Origin of the sequence: Novosphingobium album (ex Hu et al. 2023) (assembly GCF_022832385.1) — a bacterium.
In the GTDB taxonomy this organism is placed as follows: Bacteria; Pseudomonadota; Alphaproteobacteria; order Sphingomonadales; family Sphingomonadaceae; genus Novosphingobium; species Novosphingobium album.
This window is the reverse complement of record NZ_JALHLE010000028.1, coordinates 95,789-117,139: the sequence shown is the minus strand read 5'-3', so window position 1 is coordinate 117,139 and position 21,351 is coordinate 95,789. Positions and strand designations below refer to the sequence as shown.

Annotated in this window: 29 protein-coding genes and 1 pseudogene; 29 read left to right on the top strand and 1 reads right to left on the bottom strand. The window is 62.7% G+C overall.

Annotated elements, in window-relative coordinates; all coding sequences use genetic code 11:
• The 29 genes and pseudogenes from MTR64_RS16595 to MTR64_RS16455 all read left to right on the top strand — a co-directional run.
• A pseudogene (locus MTR64_RS16595) lies at positions 1-720 on the top strand (methylase); the annotation flags it as partial.
• A gap of 124 nt (positions 721-844) precedes the next feature.
• The gene (locus tag MTR64_RS16590; RefSeq protein WP_243995576.1) at positions 845-3,088 is read left to right on the top strand and encodes a ParB/RepB/Spo0J family partition protein; all 2,244 of its coding nucleotides are present in this window, start codon (positions 845-847) and stop codon (positions 3,086-3,088) included.
• A gap of 92 nt (positions 3,089-3,180) precedes the next feature.
• The gene (locus MTR64_RS16585; protein WP_098108374.1) at positions 3,181-4,110 is read left to right on the top strand and encodes an ArdC family protein; all 930 of its coding nucleotides are present in this window, start codon (positions 3,181-3,183) and stop codon (positions 4,108-4,110) included.
• A gap of 24 nt (positions 4,111-4,134) precedes the next feature.
• Complete coding sequence (locus MTR64_RS16580; RefSeq protein WP_098108375.1) at positions 4,135-4,779, top strand: DUF6927 domain-containing protein; 645 nt, start codon at positions 4,135-4,137, stop codon at positions 4,777-4,779.
• Positions 4,776-5,000: a hypothetical protein gene (locus tag MTR64_RS16575; RefSeq protein ID WP_243995574.1), complete on the top strand. Its 225-nt coding sequence runs from the start codon at positions 4,776-4,778 to the stop codon at positions 4,998-5,000. The genes MTR64_RS16580 and MTR64_RS16575 overlap by 4 nt, the downstream gene beginning before the upstream one ends.
• Positions 5,001-5,251: 251 nt before the next feature.
• A complete protein-coding gene (locus tag MTR64_RS16570) occupies positions 5,252-5,857 on the top strand; it encodes a DUF7007 domain-containing protein (protein ID WP_243995571.1) in 606 nt (201 codons plus the stop codon).
• A complete protein-coding gene (locus tag MTR64_RS16565) occupies positions 5,854-6,873 on the top strand; it encodes a DUF7221 family queuine tRNA-ribosyltransferase-like protein (protein WP_243995569.1) in 1,020 nt (339 codons plus the stop codon). Before MTR64_RS16570 ends, MTR64_RS16565 begins: the two co-directional genes overlap by 4 nt.
• Positions 6,874-6,952: 79 nt before the next feature.
• Positions 6,953-7,627, top strand: a complete 675-nt coding sequence (locus tag MTR64_RS16560) for a hypothetical protein (protein WP_243995567.1) — start codon at positions 6,953-6,955, stop codon at positions 7,625-7,627.
• 29 nt (positions 7,628-7,656) lie between these two features.
• Positions 7,657-7,872, top strand: coding sequence for a hypothetical protein (locus MTR64_RS16555; protein ID WP_243995565.1), 216 nt, complete (start codon positions 7,657-7,659; stop codon positions 7,870-7,872).
• A 98-nt stretch (positions 7,873-7,970) separates the two neighbouring features.
• Positions 7,971-8,480, top strand: a complete 510-nt coding sequence (locus tag MTR64_RS16550; RefSeq protein ID WP_243995564.1) for a hypothetical protein — start codon at positions 7,971-7,973, stop codon at positions 8,478-8,480.
• 69 nt (positions 8,481-8,549) lie between these two features.
• Entirely contained in the window at positions 8,550-8,795 is a 246-nt protein-coding gene (locus MTR64_RS16545) for a type II toxin-antitoxin system VapB family antitoxin (protein ID WP_098108402.1), read from the top strand.
• Positions 8,795-9,190, top strand: a complete 396-nt coding sequence (locus MTR64_RS16540; RefSeq protein ID WP_243995561.1) for a type II toxin-antitoxin system VapC family toxin — start codon at positions 8,795-8,797, stop codon at positions 9,188-9,190. The genes MTR64_RS16545 and MTR64_RS16540 overlap by 1 nt, the downstream gene beginning before the upstream one ends.
• Positions 9,191-9,248: 58 nt before the next feature.
• Positions 9,249-9,809: a hypothetical protein gene (locus MTR64_RS16535; RefSeq protein WP_419144957.1), complete on the top strand. Its 561-nt coding sequence runs from the start codon at positions 9,249-9,251 to the stop codon at positions 9,807-9,809.
• Positions 9,806-10,111 carry a hypothetical protein gene (locus tag MTR64_RS16530; protein ID WP_243995559.1) on the top strand — a complete coding sequence of 102 codons (306 nt, stop codon included), beginning with the start codon at positions 9,806-9,808 and terminating at the stop codon, positions 10,109-10,111. The genes MTR64_RS16535 and MTR64_RS16530 overlap by 4 nt, the downstream gene beginning before the upstream one ends.
• A 31-nt stretch (positions 10,112-10,142) precedes the next feature.
• The gene (locus tag MTR64_RS16525; protein WP_098108383.1) at positions 10,143-12,182 is read left to right on the top strand and encodes a DNA cytosine methyltransferase; all 2,040 of its coding nucleotides are present in this window, start codon (positions 10,143-10,145) and stop codon (positions 12,180-12,182) included.
• A 378-nt stretch (positions 12,183-12,560) separates the two neighbouring features.
• The gene (locus MTR64_RS16520) at positions 12,561-13,313 is read left to right on the top strand and encodes a hypothetical protein (RefSeq protein ID WP_243995557.1); all 753 of its coding nucleotides are present in this window, start codon (positions 12,561-12,563) and stop codon (positions 13,311-13,313) included.
• 3 nt (positions 13,314-13,316) lie between these two features.
• Positions 13,317-14,447, top strand: coding sequence for a phosphoadenosine phosphosulfate reductase family protein (locus MTR64_RS16515; RefSeq protein ID WP_243995555.1), 1,131 nt, complete (start codon positions 13,317-13,319; stop codon positions 14,445-14,447).
• Between the two features lie 23 nt (positions 14,448-14,470).
• Complete coding sequence (locus tag MTR64_RS16510; protein ID WP_243995552.1) at positions 14,471-15,787, top strand: hypothetical protein; 1,317 nt, start codon at positions 14,471-14,473, stop codon at positions 15,785-15,787.
• An 85-nt stretch (positions 15,788-15,872) separates the two neighbouring features.
• Entirely contained in the window at positions 15,873-16,100 is a 228-nt protein-coding gene (locus MTR64_RS16505; RefSeq protein WP_141521633.1) for a hypothetical protein, read from the top strand.
• A 10-nt stretch (positions 16,101-16,110) separates the two neighbouring features.
• The gene (locus MTR64_RS16500) at positions 16,111-16,572 is read left to right on the top strand and encodes a hypothetical protein (RefSeq protein ID WP_098108386.1); all 462 of its coding nucleotides are present in this window, start codon (positions 16,111-16,113) and stop codon (positions 16,570-16,572) included.
• Positions 16,565-16,921 carry a hypothetical protein gene (locus tag MTR64_RS16495; RefSeq protein ID WP_243995551.1) on the top strand — a complete coding sequence of 119 codons (357 nt, stop codon included), beginning with the start codon at positions 16,565-16,567 and terminating at the stop codon, positions 16,919-16,921. Before MTR64_RS16500 ends, MTR64_RS16495 begins: the two co-directional genes overlap by 8 nt.
• Complete coding sequence (locus MTR64_RS16490; RefSeq protein WP_243995550.1) at positions 16,918-17,907, top strand: hypothetical protein; 990 nt, start codon at positions 16,918-16,920, stop codon at positions 17,905-17,907. The genes MTR64_RS16495 and MTR64_RS16490 overlap by 4 nt, the downstream gene beginning before the upstream one ends.
• 18 nt (positions 17,908-17,925) lie before the next feature.
• Positions 17,926-18,297, top strand: coding sequence for a DUF3768 domain-containing protein (locus MTR64_RS16485; RefSeq protein WP_206049462.1), 372 nt, complete (start codon positions 17,926-17,928; stop codon positions 18,295-18,297).
• A gap of 89 nt (positions 18,298-18,386) precedes the next feature.
• Complete coding sequence (locus tag MTR64_RS16480; protein ID WP_098108388.1) at positions 18,387-18,653, top strand: prevent-host-death protein; 267 nt, start codon at positions 18,387-18,389, stop codon at positions 18,651-18,653.
• Positions 18,631-19,047: a hypothetical protein gene (locus tag MTR64_RS16475; protein ID WP_229710490.1), complete on the top strand. Its 417-nt coding sequence runs from the start codon at positions 18,631-18,633 to the stop codon at positions 19,045-19,047. Before MTR64_RS16480 ends, MTR64_RS16475 begins: the two co-directional genes overlap by 23 nt.
• 41 nt (positions 19,048-19,088) lie before the next feature.
• On the top strand, positions 19,089-19,628 hold the full coding sequence (locus MTR64_RS16470) for a hypothetical protein (RefSeq protein ID WP_243995549.1): 540 nt from the start codon (positions 19,089-19,091) through the stop codon (positions 19,626-19,628).
• Positions 19,629-19,642: 14 nt separating this feature from the next.
• Positions 19,643-19,933: a hypothetical protein gene (locus MTR64_RS16465; RefSeq protein ID WP_188821218.1), complete on the top strand. Its 291-nt coding sequence runs from the start codon at positions 19,643-19,645 to the stop codon at positions 19,931-19,933.
• Positions 19,934-20,070: 137 nt separating this feature from the next.
• Positions 20,071-20,481 (top strand): hypothetical protein, encoded by a 411-nt coding sequence (locus MTR64_RS16460; RefSeq protein WP_243995548.1) that lies wholly within the window; start codon positions 20,071-20,073, stop codon positions 20,479-20,481.
• Positions 20,482-20,583: 102 nt separating this feature from the next.
• Positions 20,584-20,778, top strand: coding sequence for a hypothetical protein (locus tag MTR64_RS16455; protein WP_243995547.1), 195 nt, complete (start codon positions 20,584-20,586; stop codon positions 20,776-20,778).
• 4 nt (positions 20,779-20,782) lie between these two features.
• Here MTR64_RS16455 and MTR64_RS16450 read toward each other — a convergent pair whose 3' ends face one another.
• Positions 20,783-21,247, bottom strand: a complete 465-nt coding sequence (locus MTR64_RS16450) for a hypothetical protein (RefSeq protein WP_243995546.1) — start codon at positions 21,245-21,247, stop codon at positions 20,783-20,785.
• Positions 21,248-21,351: the final 104 nt, after the last annotated feature.

Below are 21,351 nucleotides of genomic sequence, written 5' to 3'. Positions count from 1 at the left end.
AAAAACCCGATTTCGCTCGAGCGCATCCTCGATATGGTCCGCTGGCGCGAGAACCCGGCATTCGTCATGAACGCCAAGTCGGGCCGTGTTGCACTACGTAGCAAGGCAAACGCCTGGATGGACGACGAAGGCGAGCCGATCCTTCGCATCGAGCTGCAGCGACCCTGCAGCCGCAAATCCATGCGCGAGGCGGATCTGTTCGAGACGGCCTGGGAGGAAATCGACGAAGACACCTTCCGGGCGAAATGGCAGGCCGAAGTCAACGAGGCGGCCGGGCAGCTGGACACCGAGACGGTGCGCCTCGCAACCGGCCTCCTGCTGCCGATCTGGTCGGCGCTGCCGTCCGATCACCTCGCGGTCAATCGGATCGTCGATAAGAATGGCAATAGCTGGCTTGGCCGTATCGTCTTCGAGCACAGCATCGTCGAACTCTTCACCAAGCTCGGCCTTGCGAGCAGCGAAGACATGCCCGTCGAAGCGATCACCAATGCCGTCCTCGCCGGGCGCAGCGTCCAAGTTACCCGCCCGTTCCCGATGGCCTTCAAGCGCTCGCATGTGAACGGCAACCCGCGTGTCGAGATCGTAGACGCTCCGGCATCGCAGCTTTCATGGCTCAAGTCGCTCGGCGCATTCACCGAGATCATCCAGTATCGCACCCGCATCTTCATCCCTGTCGCGCAGGCCGAGGCCATCATCGCCGAGATCCTCAAGCCTTCCTGACACCGGCCCTATCCTTCCTGATCGACCAAGAGTGCCGTGGCTGCCAGGTCGGTCAGGAGAGGGGAGGGGGAAGAGAAGGGGTGTCCGTGAATTGGCCGGACGATGAGAAAAAGGTGTTTTCCCCATGATCCAGACCGTCAAGCTCGCGAAGCTGGTGCTGTCCGACATCAACGTGCGTACCCGCGGCGAAGACCTGATCGAACAGTTCGCCGCCGACATTTTCGCGCGCGGCATCCTGCAGAACCTGGTCGTGACTTCCGTGAAGAAGCCGCGCGGCTCCTACGGCGTCATCGCCGGCAGCCGCCGCTTTCGTGCTCTCAAGTTGCTGGCTGAGCGCGGCGACATCAACGAGGCCGAATACGACGTGCCCGTGCTGATCCTGAGCGGCGGCAATGACGAGCTTTCCGAAGCCTCGCTCGCTGAAAACTTCCATCACCTCAATATGTCGCCCGCCGACGAATGCCGCGCCTTCCAGCACTGTCTTGGTCAGGGCGGCGACATCGACGCGGTCGCCAGGCGTTTCGGCATCACCCGCCGCTTTGTCGAAGGCCGCCTGCGCCTCGCAAACCTTGCCGAGCCGATCTTCGACGCCCTGGCGTCCGGCGAGCTGACCCTCGACATGGCCAAGGCATACGCCTCCACCGAAAGCCATGAGCGCCAGCTGATGGTGTGGAAGAGCTACGGCGCCAACAGCTACCATGCCAGCGCCGACACCATCCGCCGCGTCATCGCCAACGAATCCATGAAGTCCACCGATCCGATTGCGCGCCTTGTCGGTGAAGAAGCCTACGTTGCTGCTGGCGGCATCGTCGATCGAGACCTGTTCAGCGACAACGGCGATCGCTGGACCAACCCCGAGATCGCCCACACGCTGGCAGCCGCGGCGATGGAAGCCGAAGCCAGGCGGATCGGTGAAGAACGTGGCCTCGCCTGGATTCGCCCTGTCGCCTCGAACTCAACCTGGGAAGTCGCGCGCGACCTGTTCCGCGTCAACCTGCCGAGCCTGCCGCTTAGCGATGCCCAAGCCACCCGCATCAGCGAGATCGAAGCACGCCTCAGCATCGTAAGCCTCGAGATGGAAAACGAGGAACTCGAGGAAGAAGCCTGGCAGGCCCTCGATGCTGAACACGATGCTCTCAGCGACGAACTGCGCGATGCCGGTCGCCGCGAGAAGATCCTTCCTCCCGAACTCGCCCCGCGTGTCGGCCTGTTCCTGACGCTCTCGCAGGACGGCAGCATGAAACTCGACGACACCTATTACAGCGAAACGCCGCTCAGCGTCACCATGGTCGAACCCGATGAAGACGGCGAGGACGCGAGCGACACGGGCGAAGACAGCATCGAGGGCGAAGCTGCCCCGCGCGCCCCGACTTTCCGCATCGAGGAACGCGAGACCGGGACCATCACCGGCACAACCAAGGAAGTGTCGCCCGACGAGGCCGCACCGGGCGGGAAGGCGCTCAGCCAGGTTCTCCTCGACCAGCTTGCGGTTCAGCGCCGCGACGTTCTAGGCGCATCCATGATCGCCAACCCTGCGCTCGCGCTCGACTACATGCTGTTCGCCATGGTCGACAAGTCCACGGGCACGGACGAGACCTGCGGCACTACCATCCGCGCCCCGCACCCGGAAGATCCGGTCCGCTTCGACGCCTATCCCAAATCGGTCGCCCATGACTACCTCGCCGAAGTGCGCGAAGGTCTCGACGCTTCCTGGCAGGAGCATCGAACCATGATCGCCCGTTTCGATGCCTTCCGGGCACTTGATGATGAGGTCAAGGCGGCCTGGCTAGCATGGACGGTCGCCACGTCGTTCAAGTCGAAGGAAAGCTACAGCCATCGCCAGAATGCCCTGCAGAACCACCTGGCCGGCCTGCTCGAGGTCGATGTCGCCAAGTGGTGGCGGCCAACCTCCGAGAACTTCTTCGACCGCGTACCGAAGGGCTCGCTACTCTCGCTCCTCGACGAAGTGGGCGGGCCCGCTCTCTCGAGCCGCCATGCGAGCCAGAAGAAGGGCGAAATCTCGACTTCCTGCGAGAAGCTGTTCGCCGGAGACGCGGTGATCGAGGCCGACGTGAAGGAAAGGGCACTGGCCTGGGTTCCCGCTGCGATGCGCTTCGCCGCCGCCGAGGCGTCGACCGATCAGGACGATGGCGATGCGCCCACTGATACCAACGGAGCCGAGGACGATCTGGCCAGCCTGATCGACGCAGCCCTTGCTGGACCCGACGACGGCGATGACGGCGAGGGTGTCTCCATTGATGACAACGACTCGACCGATGGCGACGAGGATCAGCAGGTCGATGACGGTTCGCCTGCTGTCTTTGGCGACGATGATGCGGTCAGCGAGTGGGCCGAAGCGGCGGAATAACGCGCGTCCTTCCAACCTGATTGATGAACCGCCGGTGGGCTGTGCGGCTCACCGGCGACCTTTCTCGCCACACCGGACAAGGGACATACCCCGTGAAGACTCCCCGCAATTCGCGTGACATCGCGCGCGAAGTCACCAATGCCATCGTCTCCCGGCTCGAGGCCGGCACCACGCCCTGGACCCGCTCCTGGTCGCTGACCGGGGAGGGCGGCCGTCCACTGCGCCACGAAGGCACCCCGTACAACGGCATCAACTGCCTCTGGCTCTGGACGATTGCCGACGCGCGTGGATACCGCAGCCGCTACTGGATGACCGCCCGACAAGCCGAAGAACTCGGCGCGCAAGTGCGCCGCAAGGCCGATCCGTCCATGTCGATCTATGCCTCCAGCTTCCGCAAGGCCGGGCAACCCGGATTGATGGGCGAGGCCACCGGCCAGCTGATCCGCTTCCTGCGCCACTACATCGTCTACAACGCAGACGAGATCGAGGGCCTGCCCGACTACTACTACGCTCGCGACGTACCCCCGACACCGAGCCTGCTTTCGCAGCGCCAGGACGCGATCGACACCTTCTTCGCGGCAATTCCTGCGCGGGTACGCCATGGCGGCGACGAAGCCTACTACAGCCCGCTGGGCGACTACATCCAGCTACCCCATCCCGGCAGCTTCAAGTCGGGTGACGCTTACGCCTCTACCAGAGGACATGAAAGCGCCCATTGGAGCGGGAGCAAGGACCGTCTCAACCGGACGTTCGGCAAGCGTTTCGGTGACGATGCCTACTGCGTCGAGGAACTTTGTGCTGAACTGACAACAAGTTACATTTGCGCTGAACTCGGCCTGCCGACCGAATTGCACGATAGCCATGCCAGCTACCTCGCGCATTGGGTCAGGGTACTTCGCGCCGACCACAGCGCCATCTTCACCGCCTCGGCCAAAGCCGAACAAGCCTTCAACTATCTGCGCGCTTTCAGCCTTGCCGAGGCGAATACGCCTGCCGGCGATGCCCTGAAGGCAGCGGCATGACCTCACACATCAGGAGACATCACCATGGGCTGGCTTTTCATGAACAGGCACCACATGGGCGGGCACGCTACCCCCAAGTCCTATCTCGACGCCCAGTTCACCTTCATCAATGCGCCGGACGACACCGGAGTCGCGCGCGGCGCCCGCGTTCTTGCATCGTCCTGCCCCGGCAACCGGGTCTGGTACGCAGCGGTGCAATACTCCGAAAACGGCGTGCCGACCGAGGTCATCGCCATGGTCTGCCTCGTAAAGTGGAACCCGAGGGACAAGGAGGCCATGCACTTCGGGTACAAGGACATGAGCGAAAGCATGGGCCCTTGCGAAGCTGAGGCCCCGGAGAACATCCTTCGCCTGCTCACGCCAACCACTAACGAATATTCTCTCGACTGGCGCCGGCGCTGCCTCGCCCGCCTGCAGAAGCGTTCCCGAAAGATCGTCGATGGCATGCGCGTCAAATTCCCGCAGGCGATCACCTTCACAGATGGCTTCGCCGGTGACGAGTTCACTGTCATCAAACGCGGCGCGACCATAACCTTCCGCCCCGTTGGCAGGCACGGCCACTATCGCATCCGCAATTTCCGTGACCTCGACTGGTCGATCGTCCCGGAAACGAAGGTCCATCGAACGATCTTCGCGCCCCGTCCTTCTTCAACGATGCCACCGCCATGAGAAGGGCATCCAGCCTCTCGCCGCTGCGGGCACGGCTCTGCAGCCGCGAGAATGCCATCCGTGTCGCGCAGCGCATGATGCAGGGCGGAATCGCCGTCATGGTCGCCCCCGGCAACGACATGCAGCCCTGGCGCGTGATCGAGCGCGCCGATCTATCGGCCAGCGAAGTCGCCGTGCGCATTGCCCTCAAGAGACAGGAGGACTTGAGATGTCCCGCCTGAAACCCGCATCACCGCGATCCAAGCATCAGATCGACGACGCCCTGAAACTCATGCGCCGTGCGCGCGGCCTCCTGCGCGAAGCAGGCGCCCCCAAGGCGGCGACCCGCCTCCACGGCGCCATCAACAGCGCCGAGGGCGCCCGGCGACACTGCGAACGCCGCCCCCGTTGTCGAGACCATGTCGGCCTCGCTCGCCGACGCTGAATGAGGGGAGCGGGGGGAGGGGAGAGCGAACGATCGAGGAGAACATACATGCCCGCATTCGCTTCCTCCCCCGCACCCCAAATGACCCGTTGGGGTAAACCCGTCAGGGCCACCCAGCGCCTGCCCGGCATCTGGCGCGTCGTGACCCCATCGCATGGCGGCTTTGTCATCTCCGAAGCGCGCCAGGCCGCCATGCCTGCGGCCTTGCGTCTGGACGAACCCGAATACGAACATGACGTTGACTGGTCACTCGTGATCCTGGCGTTCCAGACCGATTTTGCCGCTGCCGGAGATCCGCTCTTCGACATCGAACTCTCGCTCGCCACCAGTACCGTCAAGAGTTGGCGACCCGAACGCTGGGAAGCCTATGCCAGCGAGGCCCTCGAACGACGCCAGAGCCACGTCAGGCGTGAGCGCGAAGCCTTCGAGGCACGCATCGGCAAGCTTGTCGTGACCACCGCCTATGGCGATTGGGCCGATTGGGTGCCGGAGGGCAAAGTCGGTATCCTTGGCTATACCCTTGTCAGCGTCGATCATCTGGCCCGCCCGACATACGCCGATCCCATGTTCAAGGCCCTGGTCGATGCAGCTCGTTACGAGGCGCGCGGCAGCGTCATCAGCTTCGATGAACTCGACGCCGAGATCCTGCCATGACGATCGAGGTCATCGTCGGCCTGCCGCACCTCAATGAAGGGCCCATCCTGCAGCGCGCGCGCATGATGCAGCAACCCATGCTGATTTCCGCAAACTGCCTGTCGCGATGGCGCACCGCTTCAGGTGGCTGGCGCGAATGGCAAGGCTGGCGCACCGGCCAGCTTGACAATGCCCATGGGCTCAAAAGCCTCGATCTGGACAGCGCCGGATATGTCCTGATGGCCAGATATGGCGGTTACCCTTGGTCGATCGCCGACTACATGAGGCTAGCCGCGTCCTATCCCTTCCGTCGTTTCGCGGCTGCCGACTATTGCTGCGAGGCCGAAATCGCAAACGATCGCGCCGAAGTCCTCGACCGGATCTCGCGAACTGTCGCCACCAACCGCGAATGCCGCTCACGCGCGGCCGACCTCGGGATCATCGACCGGTTCATGCCCGTGCTGCAGGGGCGATACCCGCAGGACTACGAACGGTGCGCGGAAGCCCTCGCCTGGTCGATGCTTCCCGGCGCCGTCGTAGGCGTCGGATCGATGTGCCGCCGCGACATCGATGGGCCAGACGGCCTGCTCGCGGTTGTCGCACACCTCGACAAGATTCTGCCCAATCCCGGACCACGGCTCCACCTCTTCGGTGTCAAAGGTTCTGCCATCCCATACCTGCAACCCTATGCCCACCGCGTCGCTTCGCTTGACTCGCAGGCCTGGGGCACCGCGGCACGCCGTGACGCGCATCGCCGGCGCGTGTCCAAGTCCGACGAGCTCGCAGCAGACCATATGGAGCGCTGGACAGGGGCGCAGCTTGATCGCCTCAGCGAGCCCCATCGTCCTCTTGCGATCGCGCCCAGTCCTGTCCCGAAAACGATCCCTGCCGATCCATGGGAGGCGGCCGTGGAGCAGGCCCGGGACGAGATGCGAGCCCTCATCGAATCCGGCGACCTCGCTCACGATGAAGTGACCGGCGGTTGGATCGAGGAATGGGCAGCCGACATCTACCGCGAACGGAACAACGCCGCCTGAAGGCCATTAGCCCCGGAGAAGAGGGGGGAAGGGAAGGGCGGGCGCGATGATTGCGCCCGGTCCGTCCCGGAGCCCCACGATGACATACGACGTCCCGTTTCGCCACCAACAGGCGCTCGATCCCAGCAGTCTCACGACGATCGCTGCGACGTTCCACGCGCTCGGCAAGGGCATCGAAGATTGCCGCAACGCCGGCGTCGATCCTGAACACGATCCAGCCATCGTTCTTCTCGTCCGCCACTTCGCCCGCATCATGGCATTCCGCGCCGATGATGAGAGCCTGCGCGCGCTTTGCCGCCACCGTGTGGGTGAACTCGAGCGCTTCCCGGCGTTGCTTTCGCTCGCACTACACGGCGTCAACAACGACCGGGCGGCCAAAGAACGCTTTCATGCCGACGGCCGGACCGCCATGCGCGGACTTGCCAAAGCCCTCGGGACTCCTGAAGGCTCCTATCGCGTGACCTCGTTTCACGGCGACCCAGCGATTTCCGGCGCCGTCGTGCTCAGCTCGTGCGACCTCGAGGTGTCTCTGAGCGTCGGTCCGCTCCACGAGGGCAACGAAGTTCAATACTTCGCCAAGCGCGGACCAGCGGCGCGCGATCGCTTGCGCTTCGCCTCCATGCGTGAATTCGTGAAGACGGCGCGTTTCGCCGCCCGAATCCGACGCGAGCTGCAACTTGGCGCCACAAGGCAATCTCATGCGCTGGCGGCCGCTGCCCAGGCGCCAGCCATTCCTGAAACAGTCGCCGCGTAAGGCATTTTACTCTATCAAGGATGTCGCCCATGACCTCATCCAAGACCATCGATGTCGTTGTCCGCATCCGCTGCCCCAAATGGCTCACTCAAGCACAGGCCCGGCGCGAAGTCCGCACCCTGATCAACGACCAGACACACCACGGCCACGTCGAGCCATGCGCAGCGCGACCTTGGGACAGCGAAGTCATCGGTGCCGAAAACTTCCGCGCTGTCGCCGTAAAACCCGCCCCGCAATCCCGATAGTGCGAACGGTCGGCATCGAGCAATTTGCCCGGCGGCGCACCTGCGGCAACGGCAACCCGAATGCCTGATGTTGACCAATTGACAGGAGATCCATGATCATGAGCCGATATGACTTTCCCGGCAAAGACGTTGCCAACAGCGTTACGATCGGATGGGATCGCCCGCTGGCGACGTTCTTCGTCCAGGTGATGCAGCCCCATCCACGAATCGATGGCGAAGAGGCCATTTTCATTTGGCGCGGCACCGCGCCCGGCGAACTCCCCACCGCCGCGGCAGCGATCGCCCTCGCAGCGGACTATGCCGACCTTCCAGACAATCTTGGCGCTATGCTCGAAACCGACCGCCTCAAGTCGCTCGGCACATTCGACGGTCCGGCCCAAATGGCCGCCAAGCCCTTCATCCAGGCAACGCCTCCGCCGATCCGCTCCGAAGCGGAAGCACGCGAGGCCGGATATACGCGCGCAGTCGTGGCGGACTGTTCCCAGCACACTCTTGAGCTGCTGATCGAACCCGGCACCGATCTCGATTCCACCTTCCTTGCCTTCGACCGCAGCGAGAACGAGATGCTCCACGTCCATGGCTGGAACTTCACGATCGAGCCGGAATGACCCCTGTCGGGACACAGTTGGATTAGACCCGGCCGTGTAGTATATCCCAACGCAATGGAGGATATTCCGATGTCTCTTTACGTCAAGGACGAGGAGGTCAACCGCATGGCGCAGCGCCTCGCCGCGATCCAGCGTGTAAGCAAGACCGAAGCGGTGCGCCGAGCGCTCGAACACGAACTGGAACGCGAAGAACAAACGCCGACCCTCGTCGACAAGGGCCTGGCATTCGCGCGCGCACTGCGTGCCAGTGCAGGGCCAAATGCGGGCAGGGCTGCCGACAAGGCTTTCATCGACGACCTTTACGGAGAACTTTAATGTTCGTCGATGCATCGGCGATCACCGCCATCCTCGCGGGGGAAAGCGATGCCGCTGACCTGCTCAGGCGTCTCCAGAATGCACGCATACGCATAACTTCGCCTCTCGCAATATGGGAGTCGGCCCTTGCGGTTCGGCGCATCCTCGATCTGGAGGTCGCCGTGGCGCACAAGGCCGTCGAGGAGTTCCTCCAGCTTGCCGGCATCGAGGTCACCGCTGTTCCAGCGCGAGCCCACAAGCAGGCGATCGATGCTTACGATCGCTACGGCAAGTCGCGTCATCCAGCTGCGCTTAATTTCGGGGATTGCTTCGCTTATGCCTGCGCGCGCATCGCCGGAGTGCCGCTCCTGTTCAAAGGCGATGACTTTCCCCAGACCGACATCGAAGCGGCCTGAGAATACGCCAATACTACCATACAAGATCCGGATGCGCTTGAGGTGAGGGGGCAAGGGCTTGTCGATCCATGAAGGATCGACGGAGGTTCCCTTGTCCTACACCATCGATATCGGAGCAGCACCGGCCAACGCCGAGTGCGCCCAGCTTGGCCAAACCCCTGACTTCGAACGGGTCAACCGCTTCGAAATCGACGCCTACCGGATCGCTATCATCGCTATCCATGGCCTTCCCCCCGAAGGCTGCCGGCTCACCAGCAAGCCCAACCAGCATGATTTCGGCACCTATCGCACGCTCGTCCTGCAGATCGATAATGAGAACGACACCGCTGTTTCCGCCTATGCTGAAGCGGTAGAGGACGGACTCGACAACTGGCACGATGCCGGAATGGCGCCACCGATCGACTATGATGGAGTAGTCGCCCGCATTCCGCGTCCCCAGCTTGACGAAGTCGTCATCGGCGCGCTGCTGACCACAAGGCCGGCCGCGGACGGCCGCTTCGCGATTCCCCACTTCGAGACGCTCCACAACAACCTCGCAGCCGCATTCCCCGAATGCGCCGAGAGCGCTCAAGCGCGACTTAGCCGTCTGGTCGATATTCCGGGGGAAGCTCACTCATGACCAAGGCAAAGCCCCAAATCGAACTGCGCTGGCGCGAGGAGAACTACGGTTCCGTGCATGCCGTGGCCGCGTTTCGCAACTACGCCGGCACCTACAACTGGAGCCAGCGAACCCACCAACGCTTTCGTGGCTGCCTGAAACGCTCCGGATTTGCCTTCCACCAAGCTCGCTGCAGCTACATCTGCCACACCGGTGATTCCGACGAGCGCAAGGCGGCACTCTGCCGCGAACTCAAATCCGCGGGCATCAACATCATCCTCGGTGATGTGACGGACCCGGAGCCGGAAGTTCGTCCGGCATAACTCAACCCCCATTTCAGGAAGGCTGCGAACCATGCATCATGGGGCGATTACCCGCGTGCGCGAAATCCGCCATGCTCACCTGTTCTGTGGCATCGGTGGCGGCGCGAGGGGCTTCAACAAAGCCTCGCCCCGCGTCGGCAACACTCTGGCCCGCTTCGTTTGTGTCGGAGGTATCGATGTAGACGCCGGCGCCATCCGCAATTTTTCGCGGATCACCGGCTGCCAGGGCACCGTCATGGACCTGTTCGATCGCGAACAATACATGATGTGGCACGGCCGCGAACCGGCGAACGACTGGCAGGAGGCGATCCCCGCCGACATCCGTAAGGCTTTTGGCCCGGTAGTCGACGTCGCTTTCCTTTCGGCGCCGTGCAAGGGCTTCTCGGGGCTGCTCTCCGCCGCCCAGTCCAAAACGGACAAGTACCAGGCGCTCAATCGCCTCACCCTGCGCGGCGTCTGGCTAATGCTGGAAGCCTATAAGGACAACCCGATCCCGGTTATCCTCTTCGAGAACGTCCCCAGGATCCTGACGCGCGGCAAATGGCTACTCGACCAGATCACCGCGCTGTTCCGCGCCTACGGCTATTCCGTAAACCTCGACACGCATGATTGCGGCGTCATCGGCAACCTGGCCCAAAGCCGCAAACGCGCACTGCTAATAGCACGACACATCGAAAAAGTACCGCCGTTCATTTACCAGCCCCGCGAACACCGCTTGCGCGGCGTCGGTGAAGTCATCGGCAAACTGCCTCTTCCCGGCGATCCCATAGCCGGCGCCATGCACCGGGTGCCCGCCCTGCAGTGGAAGACATGGCTGCGCCTTGCTCTTGTGCCTGCCGGCAAGGACTGGCGGGCTCTCAACGAGCTATCCGTGGTCGATGGAAACCTGCGGGATTTCGGCGTGGTGCCCGAAATGCCGCTGCGGGAAAATGCGCTGGGCGTGAATGCCTGGGCCGATACCGCGCCGGTCATCACCACCCACCGCGCTCCGGGGCAGGGCCGCTTCTCTGTTGCCGATCCCCGTGTCGATACGCGTTGGAATGCCGACGTCCTGGGCGTGCGCGAATGGCAAAAACACACCGGGACAGTCGCTGGCCGGAGCTCTTCGACCAACGGCGCTTACAGCGTTGCAGATCCCCGGCCGCCCGCGAGCGCCAATCAGACCTACCACCAATACGGCGTCAACGAATGGGACAAGAATGCGGGAACCGTATCCGGCCAATCCCTTCCCGGCGGAGGGGCCCACTCGATCGCGGATCCGCGCATCGCCGGGAAACCGCGCTTCAACAACGTATTTCGCATCGTTCCCTTCGATCAGGCTTCACCGGCCGTCGCCGGACCCGGCGGCCCTGCCGGCGGCGTCGCTGTCGCGGACCCGCGTCCAGAGGGAAAGGGATATACCACCACCAAATACAAGGTGACGCCCTACGATCGCAGCACCCGCGCCGTGATCGGTGCCAGCACCACCGGTGATGGTGCCTTTGCCGTCGCGGATCCCCGGCCCGCCTGCCTTAATCGCCCCGATCGCGAAGGCTACTCTACGCAAGGGCATTACGGTGTGACGGCATGGCACCAAACCTCGCGCGCGATCCCTGCCTATGCGAAGAACAACAACGGTTCCTGGTCCGTCGCTGACCCGCGCGAGGCAGTATTCGACAGCGATCCGATCACGCTGCCCAAGCCCGACGATCGCCTGACCTGCCGGATCATCGCCACCGACGGCACCTGGCACCGCCCGTTCACCACGCTGGATCTCGGCGCCTTGCAGTCCCTGTTCGATCCCGAAGAAATCTTCTTCCAGGAAACAACCGAGCAAGGCGATATCTGGCGCTGCCATACTCCCTTCGACCTGATCGAGGGTAGCGACGTCACCAAGCGTGAATGGATCGGCAATATGGTCCCCGGCGCTGCCGCTACCGGAATGGCCGAAACGATCGGCGAAAGCCTCATCCTTGCCGACATGGGCGAAAGCTTCTTCCTCTCGAGCCGCGAGATCTGGGCCAAACCCGGTGCGCTCGCGCTGTCAGTCAACAACGACCAGGCTGCCTTCGCTCTGGACGCATCGGCATGACTGCCCGTCCAACCCGCGCCGAGGTGCGTAATCCCGTCCTGTCGCTACCCGCTGCCGAGCGCCTTCGCACACTCGACCCCGACAGCCGGTCCGCCCTTCGCGCAGTTCTCATCGACCTGCAGATGGATGCCCGCCAGCGTGCCGAGACATCCTGGCGCCGGCACAAAGCCCCGATGGCCGCCTACTGGAAAGCGGTGTCCGTCTATGCGGGCCATCTGGCACGCGCGCTATCCGGCCCGGCGCATCGTCGGCCCTCCCGAGGCCAGTGTCCTGCCGACCCAAGAGTGGCACTCACCCGGGGAGGATCGGGACCCATTAGAGAGAAGAGGGAAGGGGAGGGTGATCTGCCCGCCAGCAGATAACCCAGGGAGAACCCACATGGCCAATCATTACCTTACCAGTTCGTTCGTCCTCGAAATGTCCACCGAGGACGCTGAGATGGTCCGCCTGGCGCAGCGCGCGAGCGAAGCGCTCAGCGACTTGGCTGACGAGGTCAGCTACGCCGATCTCGGACCCCGCTTTTCCGCCTTGTTTCCACCCAAGGATGGCGACGATTTCGGAAGCTTCCTCGACCTCTTCGACGATCGCAACTTCCCCAGCTTCGACTGTGACATCTCCATCGATACCTCCAACGCCGAAGGGTGCTGTGCAGTAAGCTTCAACGGCAGTAACTTCGGCGTCGAACAGGTCGCCAAGCTCATCTTCACGGCCTGCAAGTCTGCCCTGCCTTGCGCCTTCTCGTGGGCGTTTACTTGCGACCGGCTGCGTCCCGACGAATTCGGCGGGGGCTGCCCTGTCATCACCGAGGCCGGAATCAACATTGATAGCACGCCCGCTATGGTCGGCCGCGCGCTTGCCGCCGCGGCCATTCTTCCCTTCGATCCGGCATGCGTCGCAATCGAGCACAAGCGATTCAGCGTCACGCAAGGCGAAGTCCTCGTATCCTACAACGGCCAGCGGATCGAACAATACGGCGACCGGATCACGTTGATTGGCAAGGACTGGGAAGGATACCCGGATGCCTTCTGGATCGCGGTGGCGTATCGCGAAGCGATCGCACGAAGTCTCGCCAAGCGACTTCCCGTCCCCGAGGAAGCCGCAATCATGGCGCATCTACCCCAGAAGCGCTGACCGATGCGCCCGGCCATCCTGCAACCTGCCGGCACCCTGCCGGCAGGCCTGCCGCCCCTCACGCTTCCATCGGAAATCCTCACGGCGATCCGAAGCGGAGCATGGGTCGTTTTCAACGTGTCGGGCGGCAAGGATTCCTCCGCCGCGATGTTCACCGTCAACATCGTACTCGACCAGCTCGGTCACCCGCGCGAGCGGCGCATCATCATCCACGCCGATCTCGGCCGGGCCGAATGGGAGAGCACACCCGGTATGGTCGAAGAGCTCGCAGCCCTGGCCGGACTTCCTCTGACGGTGGTCCACCGTGGTGCCGGCGATCTGTTCGATCGCTGGGCGCAGCGTTTCGCAAACGGCAAGCGCCGCTACGAGGCCCTTGAGACCTACAATCTCATTGGGCCATGGTCCTCCGCCTCGCTCCGTTTCTGCACGTCGGAGGCCAAGGCCCACGTTATCGGCCCGCATCTTGCCCGCACACTGCGAGGCCAAACGATCATCAACGTGCTCGGCATCCGTCGCGACGAAAGCACTGCCCGGGCACATGCGCCGGACTGGAAACGCGACACGCGCTATGCGGCCAATGGAAACGCCCATGGTACGCGCATGATGCTCTGGCATCCCATCGCGGATTGGACTGCGGGCGCGGTCTTTGCCGCGCACGATTGTCTCGGCATCCCGCTGCACGAGGCCTACACCTGCTACGCCAGCACGCGACTCTCGTGCCGTTTTTGCGTCCTCCAATCGCTCGCCGATTCCCGCGCATCTGCGAGCGCCCCGGCCAACCGCGATGCGTTCGTCCACTTGTGCGGGATCGAAGCGGAATCGACCTTCTCGTTTCAGCCCTCCCGCTGGCTTGCCGACACGGCGCCCGGCCTGCTGCCGGCAGACCTGCGGACGCGCATTGCGGAAGCCAAGATCGATGCCCAGCATCGCCGAGAGGCCGAAGCCGCGATGCCCGGAGGCCTGCGCTACGTCAAAGGCTGGCCGCCGCGCCTTCCGACCATGGCCGAGGCGGACCTGATCGCCAAGGCCCGCGCGCCGATCCTCGCGCGCCACCAGCTGGCCAATCACTTCCCGACGGCCCGCGCGGTGCGCGCCCGCTTTGCCGACCTGCTTGCTCTGCGGCGGGCCGCCTGACCTTACCACGAAAGGAAACGCCCATGGCCGATATCAGGGATCTTCCCGTCATGACCAAAGCCGATGCCGTCTCGATCGGTTTTGCAGGCTTCAACGACGTGCCGCACAAGCCGATTGACATACCGGACGGCGAATTCACGATTACCGCCAAAACCAGCGACGGACGCCGCGTCACCTTTTGCTTCCTGCCCGGGAAGGACTATGGCCCGGCAGAATTCGTCGACATCCAGTATCACGATGCCGGCACGGCGATCCCCAATACCGATGGCGAACATTCGCCGACATTCAACGCCTTCGGCATCGGACGCGGCGGCCGCCATATCCTCGATGCGCGTTCGTTGCCGCTCGAGGATCGCCCTTCGATCCTCGTTCTGATGCTCGATCAGCCCAGCGACCACGATGGCCCCAATCGTCCGAACGCCCACGAGCGCCCCGTTGGCGCGATGTCCCACCAGACGTCATCGGTCCTCGCTGAGTGTCCGACCGTCGCCGGTTCCGCTACTCCCGGCGCCAAGCCCCTATGGGCTGCGCATTTCCCCGATTTCCCGCCTGCGGCCATGCCGCCGATACCCGGAAACTGGATCGACAAGAGCTGGCGCAACGACGCGGCGCCCAGCTTCAAGGTCTGTACCGGGCCGATGGGTGAGCCAGTGGAAATGTGGATCGATTACCTCGACCCGGCGATGCGCGAAATCGACGGCGCGCCGCGCTTCGCGCTTTACCGCCGCGACACCGAAGATGACCTCGTGCCCATCTATTCCGGCGATGACCAGGCCGAAGCTATGGAACACGCCAACCGTGAAACGTTGGCCTGCGCCTTCGCCAAGGCCGTGGCCCAGGCGCTGACCTGTGGAGAGTGGCAAGCCATGCGCCTCGCCAACCGGACGATCATGCCGGGCGCCTGCGCCTCGCACGACTACATCGATGCGAACGTGGTCATGCATGACGTCTGGCTATCGTCCCGTGGCAACACGCTGATCGCCCAGGGCAAGATCAGAGACATCGGCGATGATCTTGATCACGTGAACGCGGCCTGGTCGATCGCCAAGGCTCACTACCTCACCGCCACATCCGAGGGTGAACGCTTCGACGCATGGCGGTGCGGCGGGCGCGACATCCCCCACCTCTTGGCCACCGGCGCCGGCATGGAACCCGGCAGCCAGGCGGTGCACAGACACCGGATCTATGAGCCGGGAAGCATCGACCTCGACGGAAATGGCCGCCTCATCGTCACCGTTGGCAGCGATACGCGCACCTTCAAGACCCGGATCGAGGCCGAAGGGCATCTGTGGCGCGCTTATGCGTCCTTCGAATTCGAACACCACGGCGCGGCAAGCTAAATTTTCCCCTCTCGCACGGCCTTGGAGTGGAGAGGGAAAGGGAAGGGCGGAGGCGGAGTAAGTCCACGCCGGAAGGAGAAGTCCTATGTCCCCCGATACGAAGCAGCCCGCAGCAGCCGCGCCTCACGGCGGCGTGAAGATCATGGTTTGGCCGGACGGCACCTGGTGCTGGCAGGATGAATATTGCCCCGCCGACTATGCTTCCATGTCCGACGATTTCGAGATCATCGACATGGACGACATGCCCCGCGTCGAACGGCTCGCGCGCGACCACGCGCAGCTGTGCGACGACATTCTCAACGAACTTCACTGAGGAGGCCATCATGGTAGATCGCGTTTCCGCCTGGATCACGCTGGGCGGCTCCATCAATCCCGCCGTCTGGGCAAACCTCAAAACCGCGATCGCGGACGAGGGCCTGTCCACCGACTGGGGCGGCGAACCCTTCGACGAAGCGGAGCGTATCGATGGCCAAGCGCTGGAGCTGTGCGCCGAGGAAGTCGCCTACGGCAGATTCACGAAGCTCGAAGAGCTCTGCCACCGGCACGGCGTTCCCTTCGTTCGCTCCTGTAATGGCTATGACAGCCAGTGGGGCGCTGAACGCGTCGTCTTCACAGGCACAGGAGAACCCGTCACCTTTCCCATCGGCAACGATGGCAACCCCTACGTCGACCGCACGAAGATCGCCGAACTTGGCAGTCTGGAGGCCGTGGAAACCTATCTCGACGCTGCCGATTTTGCCGTGCCGCCTCTTGTCGTGACGGCTGAGGAGGCTTCGCATGACTAGCGCAAGGACCTCACGCGAAGCCATCGCCCATTCTCACAGCAAGGCAACTCTCCACGAGGTGGCCCATATGCTCGTGCTGAGCACGGAACATATGAGCCCTGACACAGCCCAAAACTGGATGCCTCTCTGTCCCTGGGCCTGTTTCGAGAAGGCCGACTTCGGGTGGTTCATGTACGCCGCCGTCGATGTCGGCATCATCCGGGCGAATGACCTGCCGGCCGAGATCCACGCGGCCATCGACGTTGCCAAACGCGAGAACTGCGAATGGATCATGTGGGATTGCGATGGCCCGTGCATTGACGAGTTGCCGCAATTCGCATGGGATCATGAAACCCAGGTGCCCGCATGACACGGCTGCAGATGCCATCGCAGACCATGCGCACAACAACCCGGGTGCGGGACTATCTGGCGCTGCCGCGGCCGCCTGTTGTCCTCGCTTACGGCATCGGCGTCGATTCCACCGCGCTCCTGGTCGAGCTTGAAGCGCGCGGCGAGGCGCCTGACCTGGTCCTCGCCGCCGACACGGGAGTCGAGAATCCTCTTACTTACGAATACCTCGACATCATCCGGCCATGGATGGCCGCGCGCGGCATTCCTTTCGAAATCGTGCGCTATCAGCCGCGGCGCTTCAAACATTGGCCGCCATACTATTCGCTGCTCGAAATGTGCCTCACCAATGCCACGCTGCCGAGCAAGAGCTTGGGCGGGTCGAGCTGCTCGCTCAAATACAAAAAGGCGCCGCAGGACGCATTCCTGAAGACGTGGCAGCCCGCGATCGACGCATGGGCGAGGGGCCAGAAGGTCACCCGCCTGATCGGTTTCGACGCCGGCAAGCGCGACACGATCCGCTACACGCACGCGGCCAAAATCGTCGATCCGCTCTACGAGTACCGTTACCCGCTACGCGAATGGGGCATGGACCGGGAGGCCTGCGAAAAGCGCATCGCCGCTGCCGGCCTGCCGGTGCCGCCCAAATCGAGCTGCTGGTTCTGCATCGGAATGACCCCGGATGAAGTCCGGACACTGCCGGTCTGGTGTCTGCGCCTGATTGTCCTGGTCGAAGCGCGTGCGGCGCCGCGCCTGCACACTGTCGAGGGGCTCTGGCGCAATTCCACCCGCGCGCGGCCAGGCCGGATGACGGATTTTATCCGGCATGAACGTCTGCTCCCCGCAGACGACATCGACCAGATCACCCGCGAGGCCCCACTCGACCTCATCCGCTTCCAGGACGTCGCGGCATCGATCCCGGTTGCCGAGCGGCCAACCATGCGCAGCTGGATCGAACGCTTCAACGCGGCAATCCCGCCATCCGAGCGGCCCAAACTGGCCGCCTGACACCACCGGAGACTTCTGATGTTGAACACAACGGCGCCCAAGGACCTATCCCGGCGCGAGATCCTCGCGCGCCTCAATGACCGCTGCAGGCATGGTCTCGACCGCAACGCGCGGACAGTCATGACCCGGACCTGCCTTGGGACATTCGCCGGCGATAGCAAGGTCAATGAACTGGTTGCCCAAGCCCAGATCCTCGCCGCGATCCGCAAGTTCGTCTATCCGGCAGACGATCGAAGCGAACACGACCGCGGCCAGATCGAGTATCAGGGCCACACCGTCTATTTCGCGATCGACGCCTACGACACAAACCTGGAGTATGGCTCGCCCGATCCGGCCGATGCCAGTGTCAGCCGGCGCGTCATGACGATCATGATGCGCGACGACCTTTGAACGTCATGCGGCAATTGCAAATCCGCGTATTCCGTAATATACGGAATGTATATCGCTATGCGGATTTCGCGCCAGCAGGAGATCAGGCCATGAGCTCGTCCATCGAAACCTTCCGCTCGAGCGAAGTCTCGAAGCGCTTCGGCTTCTTCTACGATGAAGCCATGACCCACCCGATCGCCGTCGAACGCAACGGTGCGGCACGCGTCGTCATGCTCTCAGCTGCTGAATTCGAGCGTCTGTCACGCCTCGATCACGTCGCCCTTGCACCCGAAGAGTTGAGCAACGAGGCCATCAACGCCATCCGCAATGCAGATCCGGTCGCCGAGTCCTACGATGCCAACAAATTCCTGGACTGAACCGCGCGCCGGCGAAATCATCAACTACCTCTACCTCTGGCGGCACGAGTACGAACGCGGCCAGGACGACGGCCGGAAAGTACGGCCCTGCATGGTGGTGGCCACTTATCGCAAAGAGGGGCGCCTTCGCGTTATCACCGTCCCGCTGACCACGCGCGACTACTCGCCCGATTTCTCGATCAAGCTACCGCTACGCCTGATCGACCATCTCCGCCTCGATATACGCAGCAGCGTCGTGTGGAACGATGTTAATGAGTTCACATGGGTCGGGCCTGACGTCCGATCCGGTACGGATGGAAACTGTGTGATCGGCGCGATGCCGGAAAAGATCTACCGTCAAGTGGCGGCCAACATCGTCGCGCACCGAGTGAAGATCACGCACCGCACGGAGTAATGCGGGAGACGACGGACGAGCGGCGACTAATGGAGACTCTCATGCGCGATTACAGCAATCGGCTGATCTCGATCAGCTGGCATTTTCTTACGCCAGACGAATGCCAGAAGCGTGCGGAAGCCGACATCGAGCCTGATCAGCGCTTCTGCGACATGCGCGCCGAGCCCGGTGATGGCGAATATTTCGATCCTGCGGTCGATCATTTTCAGCAACTCGCTGGACCGCGCGGAGAACTGCTGGACTGTCTTCAAATCGACCTGCTCCGGCCCACCTACGATTACCTGTCGTTGAAATATAACTCGTTGTTATATCTCCTCATCCGTGCCGAAGACGCCTTGATCCACGCGCTCAAAGCTAGAGGCATCGAAACCGAGTGGTCGATGATTTACACAACGACGCAGAACGACAGTCCGGTCAGTGCCTACCGGCGCTCGATCATCTTCCCAAATCACGGCTTTGACGGCACGAAAATCGCTAACCTGCCTCGATCGGCAGACTTGCCCGTCGAACTGCTTGCCCAGCTCGAAGACGATCTCGAATCCCATTTCCGCGACCGCATGTGGCGCGAGCATTACGCCTGACAGGAGCCAGTTTGATGGACAACCTGCTTGAACAGATCAAAACAAGGCTGACCGCCGCCGGGCTCACCGTCGAAAACGACGGTCATTTCTCAGATGGCTATTGCCGTTGGTATGTCGCTGATCATGTTGATGAGACCTGCGTGTACGTACTCATCTCCAAGGATATGAACGGGCATCCCCAATTTTGGTGCGAATGCCCGAACAGCGTAAGCACTACATATACAACGCCGATATACACCAAAATCGGCGATGCTCGCGACGAAGTTGTCGGCGCCCACGTCACGAGACGACGCGGCATTCGATGAGCCTCCGTCAACCGGACTTGTTCTTCGGAGACAAGCAACCACCTCGCACGGCCCGGCCAGTGCGTTTCTACCGTAGGAGCACAACGTCATCCGCAGCGGCGTTCGCCTGGGAAAGCATGGGTGCGTGGGTTCGCAACATGAACCGCCTCTTTGCCATCGAAAGCCCCAGCTCCGATCACTACAACCGGGTTCGGCGCACCGCGCGCGAGCTAACCGTCGAGCGCATCCGTCAATGCCGGCATCCTGACGATCTCGCTCGCTGCGAGGCCATGCTCGTACATGCCAACTCCGGTTGGCTCTATGGTCTCGATCGAGCTTTCACACGTGCGGAGCGCGGTCAACTCCTCGTCGAAGTGAGAAATCGTCTCGTTCTGCTGGGCCTGGGCCGCAGCGAGCCCAAGCCGAAAGGCCCGCGCCTCGATCCCACGCGGCTACCCGATGAGGCTCTCCTCCGCTTGATCCAGAACCACCCGGATCCTCGCCTCGTGCAGCAGCTTCGCGAAGAACGATTCAGACGTGCGGAAACAGAAACGGGTCCGACACCGTAAAGCGGAGCCGGACCCGTCCTATTCGAAATACTCAAATCAATCCGAACGAACATCTCGGGTCCGTTCACCGCGCAGTGCGCTCTTCACCCAAAGGACAACCCCATGACCATCTCAACATTCTCCGCTCGCCGCAGCCGCCTTGCGTCCTTCGAAAACGCCTATGCGGTTGCCTGCCAGCTTCGCGAAACCACCGGCGCCGACCAGTTCGTCGTGCGCACCGACAACCCTATTCAACCCTTCCGCGTCTCGCGGCATCGGCCCGCCGCTCCGGAAGCCATTCTTGCCCGCGTCGCCTGAAACCTCAATTCCAGACCGGCTGATCGTCCATCATCATGGCGGCCGTCTTGCCCGCGACCAGGTTGCGGGCCGGAACATAGACCACCGGCAGTGCCGCATCGCGAATGGCCCGTGCCATCGCGCCGCGGCGGTAGGCCAAATTCCTGAGCCAGACCATGTCCCCGACCGTCTCGCGCAGATCCCGTTCGCACGTCAGATGCCACAGCGACATCTGCAGCGGGTTCTTGTCTGTCAGGATCGCCTCAAAGGCCAGATAGCCTTCTCCGAAACGGATCCCCTGGCGGGCATCCGCCCAAAGAGCCGCATATGCCTCGCAAAGCTCCTGCACCGCGAAATACGCTGTATCGAGCCCCTCGCCCACAAGCGTTCCCGCCAATATCCGGCGGATAGCCGATAGTTCCGGATCGTTCAGCGCATCTCGCAAGGGCAAATCATAATCATACCCCTCAAGTACATCCTTGACCTTCATACATGATCCTCCTTCAGGTGGCTTCGCTTAGAACATACAGCGAACATATTCGTCAACTATGGTTTTCGTCCGAGCCACGCCGATACACCGTTCAACACCTTAAC

Coding starts and splice junctions, on each gene's coding strand:
- MTR64_RS16590 (WP_243995576.1), top strand. CDS start 845: ATGATCCAGACCGTCAAGCTCGCGAAGCTGGTGCTGTCCGACATCAAC.
- MTR64_RS16580 (WP_098108375.1), top strand. CDS start 4,135: ATGGGCTGGCTTTTCATGAACAGGCACCACATGGGCGGGCACGCTACC.
- MTR64_RS16575 (WP_243995574.1), top strand. CDS start 4,776: ATGAGAAGGGCATCCAGCCTCTCGCCGCTGCGGGCACGGCTCTGCAGC.
- MTR64_RS16570 (WP_243995571.1), top strand. CDS start 5,252: ATGCCCGCATTCGCTTCCTCCCCCGCACCCCAAATGACCCGTTGGGGT.
- MTR64_RS16565 (WP_243995569.1), top strand. CDS start 5,854: ATGACGATCGAGGTCATCGTCGGCCTGCCGCACCTCAATGAAGGGCCC.
- MTR64_RS16560 (WP_243995567.1), top strand. CDS start 6,953: ATGACATACGACGTCCCGTTTCGCCACCAACAGGCGCTCGATCCCAGC.
- MTR64_RS16555 (WP_243995565.1), top strand. CDS start 7,657: ATGACCTCATCCAAGACCATCGATGTCGTTGTCCGCATCCGCTGCCCC.
- MTR64_RS16550 (WP_243995564.1), top strand. CDS start 7,971: ATGAGCCGATATGACTTTCCCGGCAAAGACGTTGCCAACAGCGTTACG.
- MTR64_RS16545 (WP_098108402.1), top strand. CDS start 8,550: ATGTCTCTTTACGTCAAGGACGAGGAGGTCAACCGCATGGCGCAGCGC.
- MTR64_RS16540 (WP_243995561.1), top strand. CDS start 8,795: ATGTTCGTCGATGCATCGGCGATCACCGCCATCCTCGCGGGGGAAAGC.
- MTR64_RS16530 (WP_243995559.1), top strand. CDS start 9,806: ATGACCAAGGCAAAGCCCCAAATCGAACTGCGCTGGCGCGAGGAGAAC.
- MTR64_RS16525 (WP_098108383.1), top strand. CDS start 10,143: ATGCATCATGGGGCGATTACCCGCGTGCGCGAAATCCGCCATGCTCAC.
- MTR64_RS16520 (WP_243995557.1), top strand. CDS start 12,561: ATGGCCAATCATTACCTTACCAGTTCGTTCGTCCTCGAAATGTCCACC.
- MTR64_RS16515 (WP_243995555.1), top strand. CDS start 13,317: ATGCGCCCGGCCATCCTGCAACCTGCCGGCACCCTGCCGGCAGGCCTG.
- MTR64_RS16510 (WP_243995552.1), top strand. CDS start 14,471: ATGGCCGATATCAGGGATCTTCCCGTCATGACCAAAGCCGATGCCGTC.
- MTR64_RS16505 (WP_141521633.1), top strand. CDS start 15,873: ATGTCCCCCGATACGAAGCAGCCCGCAGCAGCCGCGCCTCACGGCGGC.
- MTR64_RS16500 (WP_098108386.1), top strand. CDS start 16,111: ATGGTAGATCGCGTTTCCGCCTGGATCACGCTGGGCGGCTCCATCAAT.
- MTR64_RS16495 (WP_243995551.1), top strand. CDS start 16,565: ATGACTAGCGCAAGGACCTCACGCGAAGCCATCGCCCATTCTCACAGC.
- MTR64_RS16490 (WP_243995550.1), top strand. CDS start 16,918: ATGACACGGCTGCAGATGCCATCGCAGACCATGCGCACAACAACCCGG.
- MTR64_RS16485 (WP_206049462.1), top strand. CDS start 17,926: ATGTTGAACACAACGGCGCCCAAGGACCTATCCCGGCGCGAGATCCTC.
- MTR64_RS16480 (WP_098108388.1), top strand. CDS start 18,387: ATGAGCTCGTCCATCGAAACCTTCCGCTCGAGCGAAGTCTCGAAGCGC.
- MTR64_RS16475 (WP_229710490.1), top strand. CDS start 18,631: ATGCCAACAAATTCCTGGACTGAACCGCGCGCCGGCGAAATCATCAAC.
- MTR64_RS16470 (WP_243995549.1), top strand. CDS start 19,089: ATGCGCGATTACAGCAATCGGCTGATCTCGATCAGCTGGCATTTTCTT.
- MTR64_RS16465 (WP_188821218.1), top strand. CDS start 19,643: ATGGACAACCTGCTTGAACAGATCAAAACAAGGCTGACCGCCGCCGGG.
- MTR64_RS16460 (WP_243995548.1), top strand. CDS start 20,071: ATGAACCGCCTCTTTGCCATCGAAAGCCCCAGCTCCGATCACTACAAC.
- MTR64_RS16455 (WP_243995547.1), top strand. CDS start 20,584: ATGACCATCTCAACATTCTCCGCTCGCCGCAGCCGCCTTGCGTCCTTC.
- MTR64_RS16450 (WP_243995546.1), bottom strand. CDS start 21,247: ATGAAGGTCAAGGATGTACTTGAGGGGTATGATTATGATTTGCCCTTG.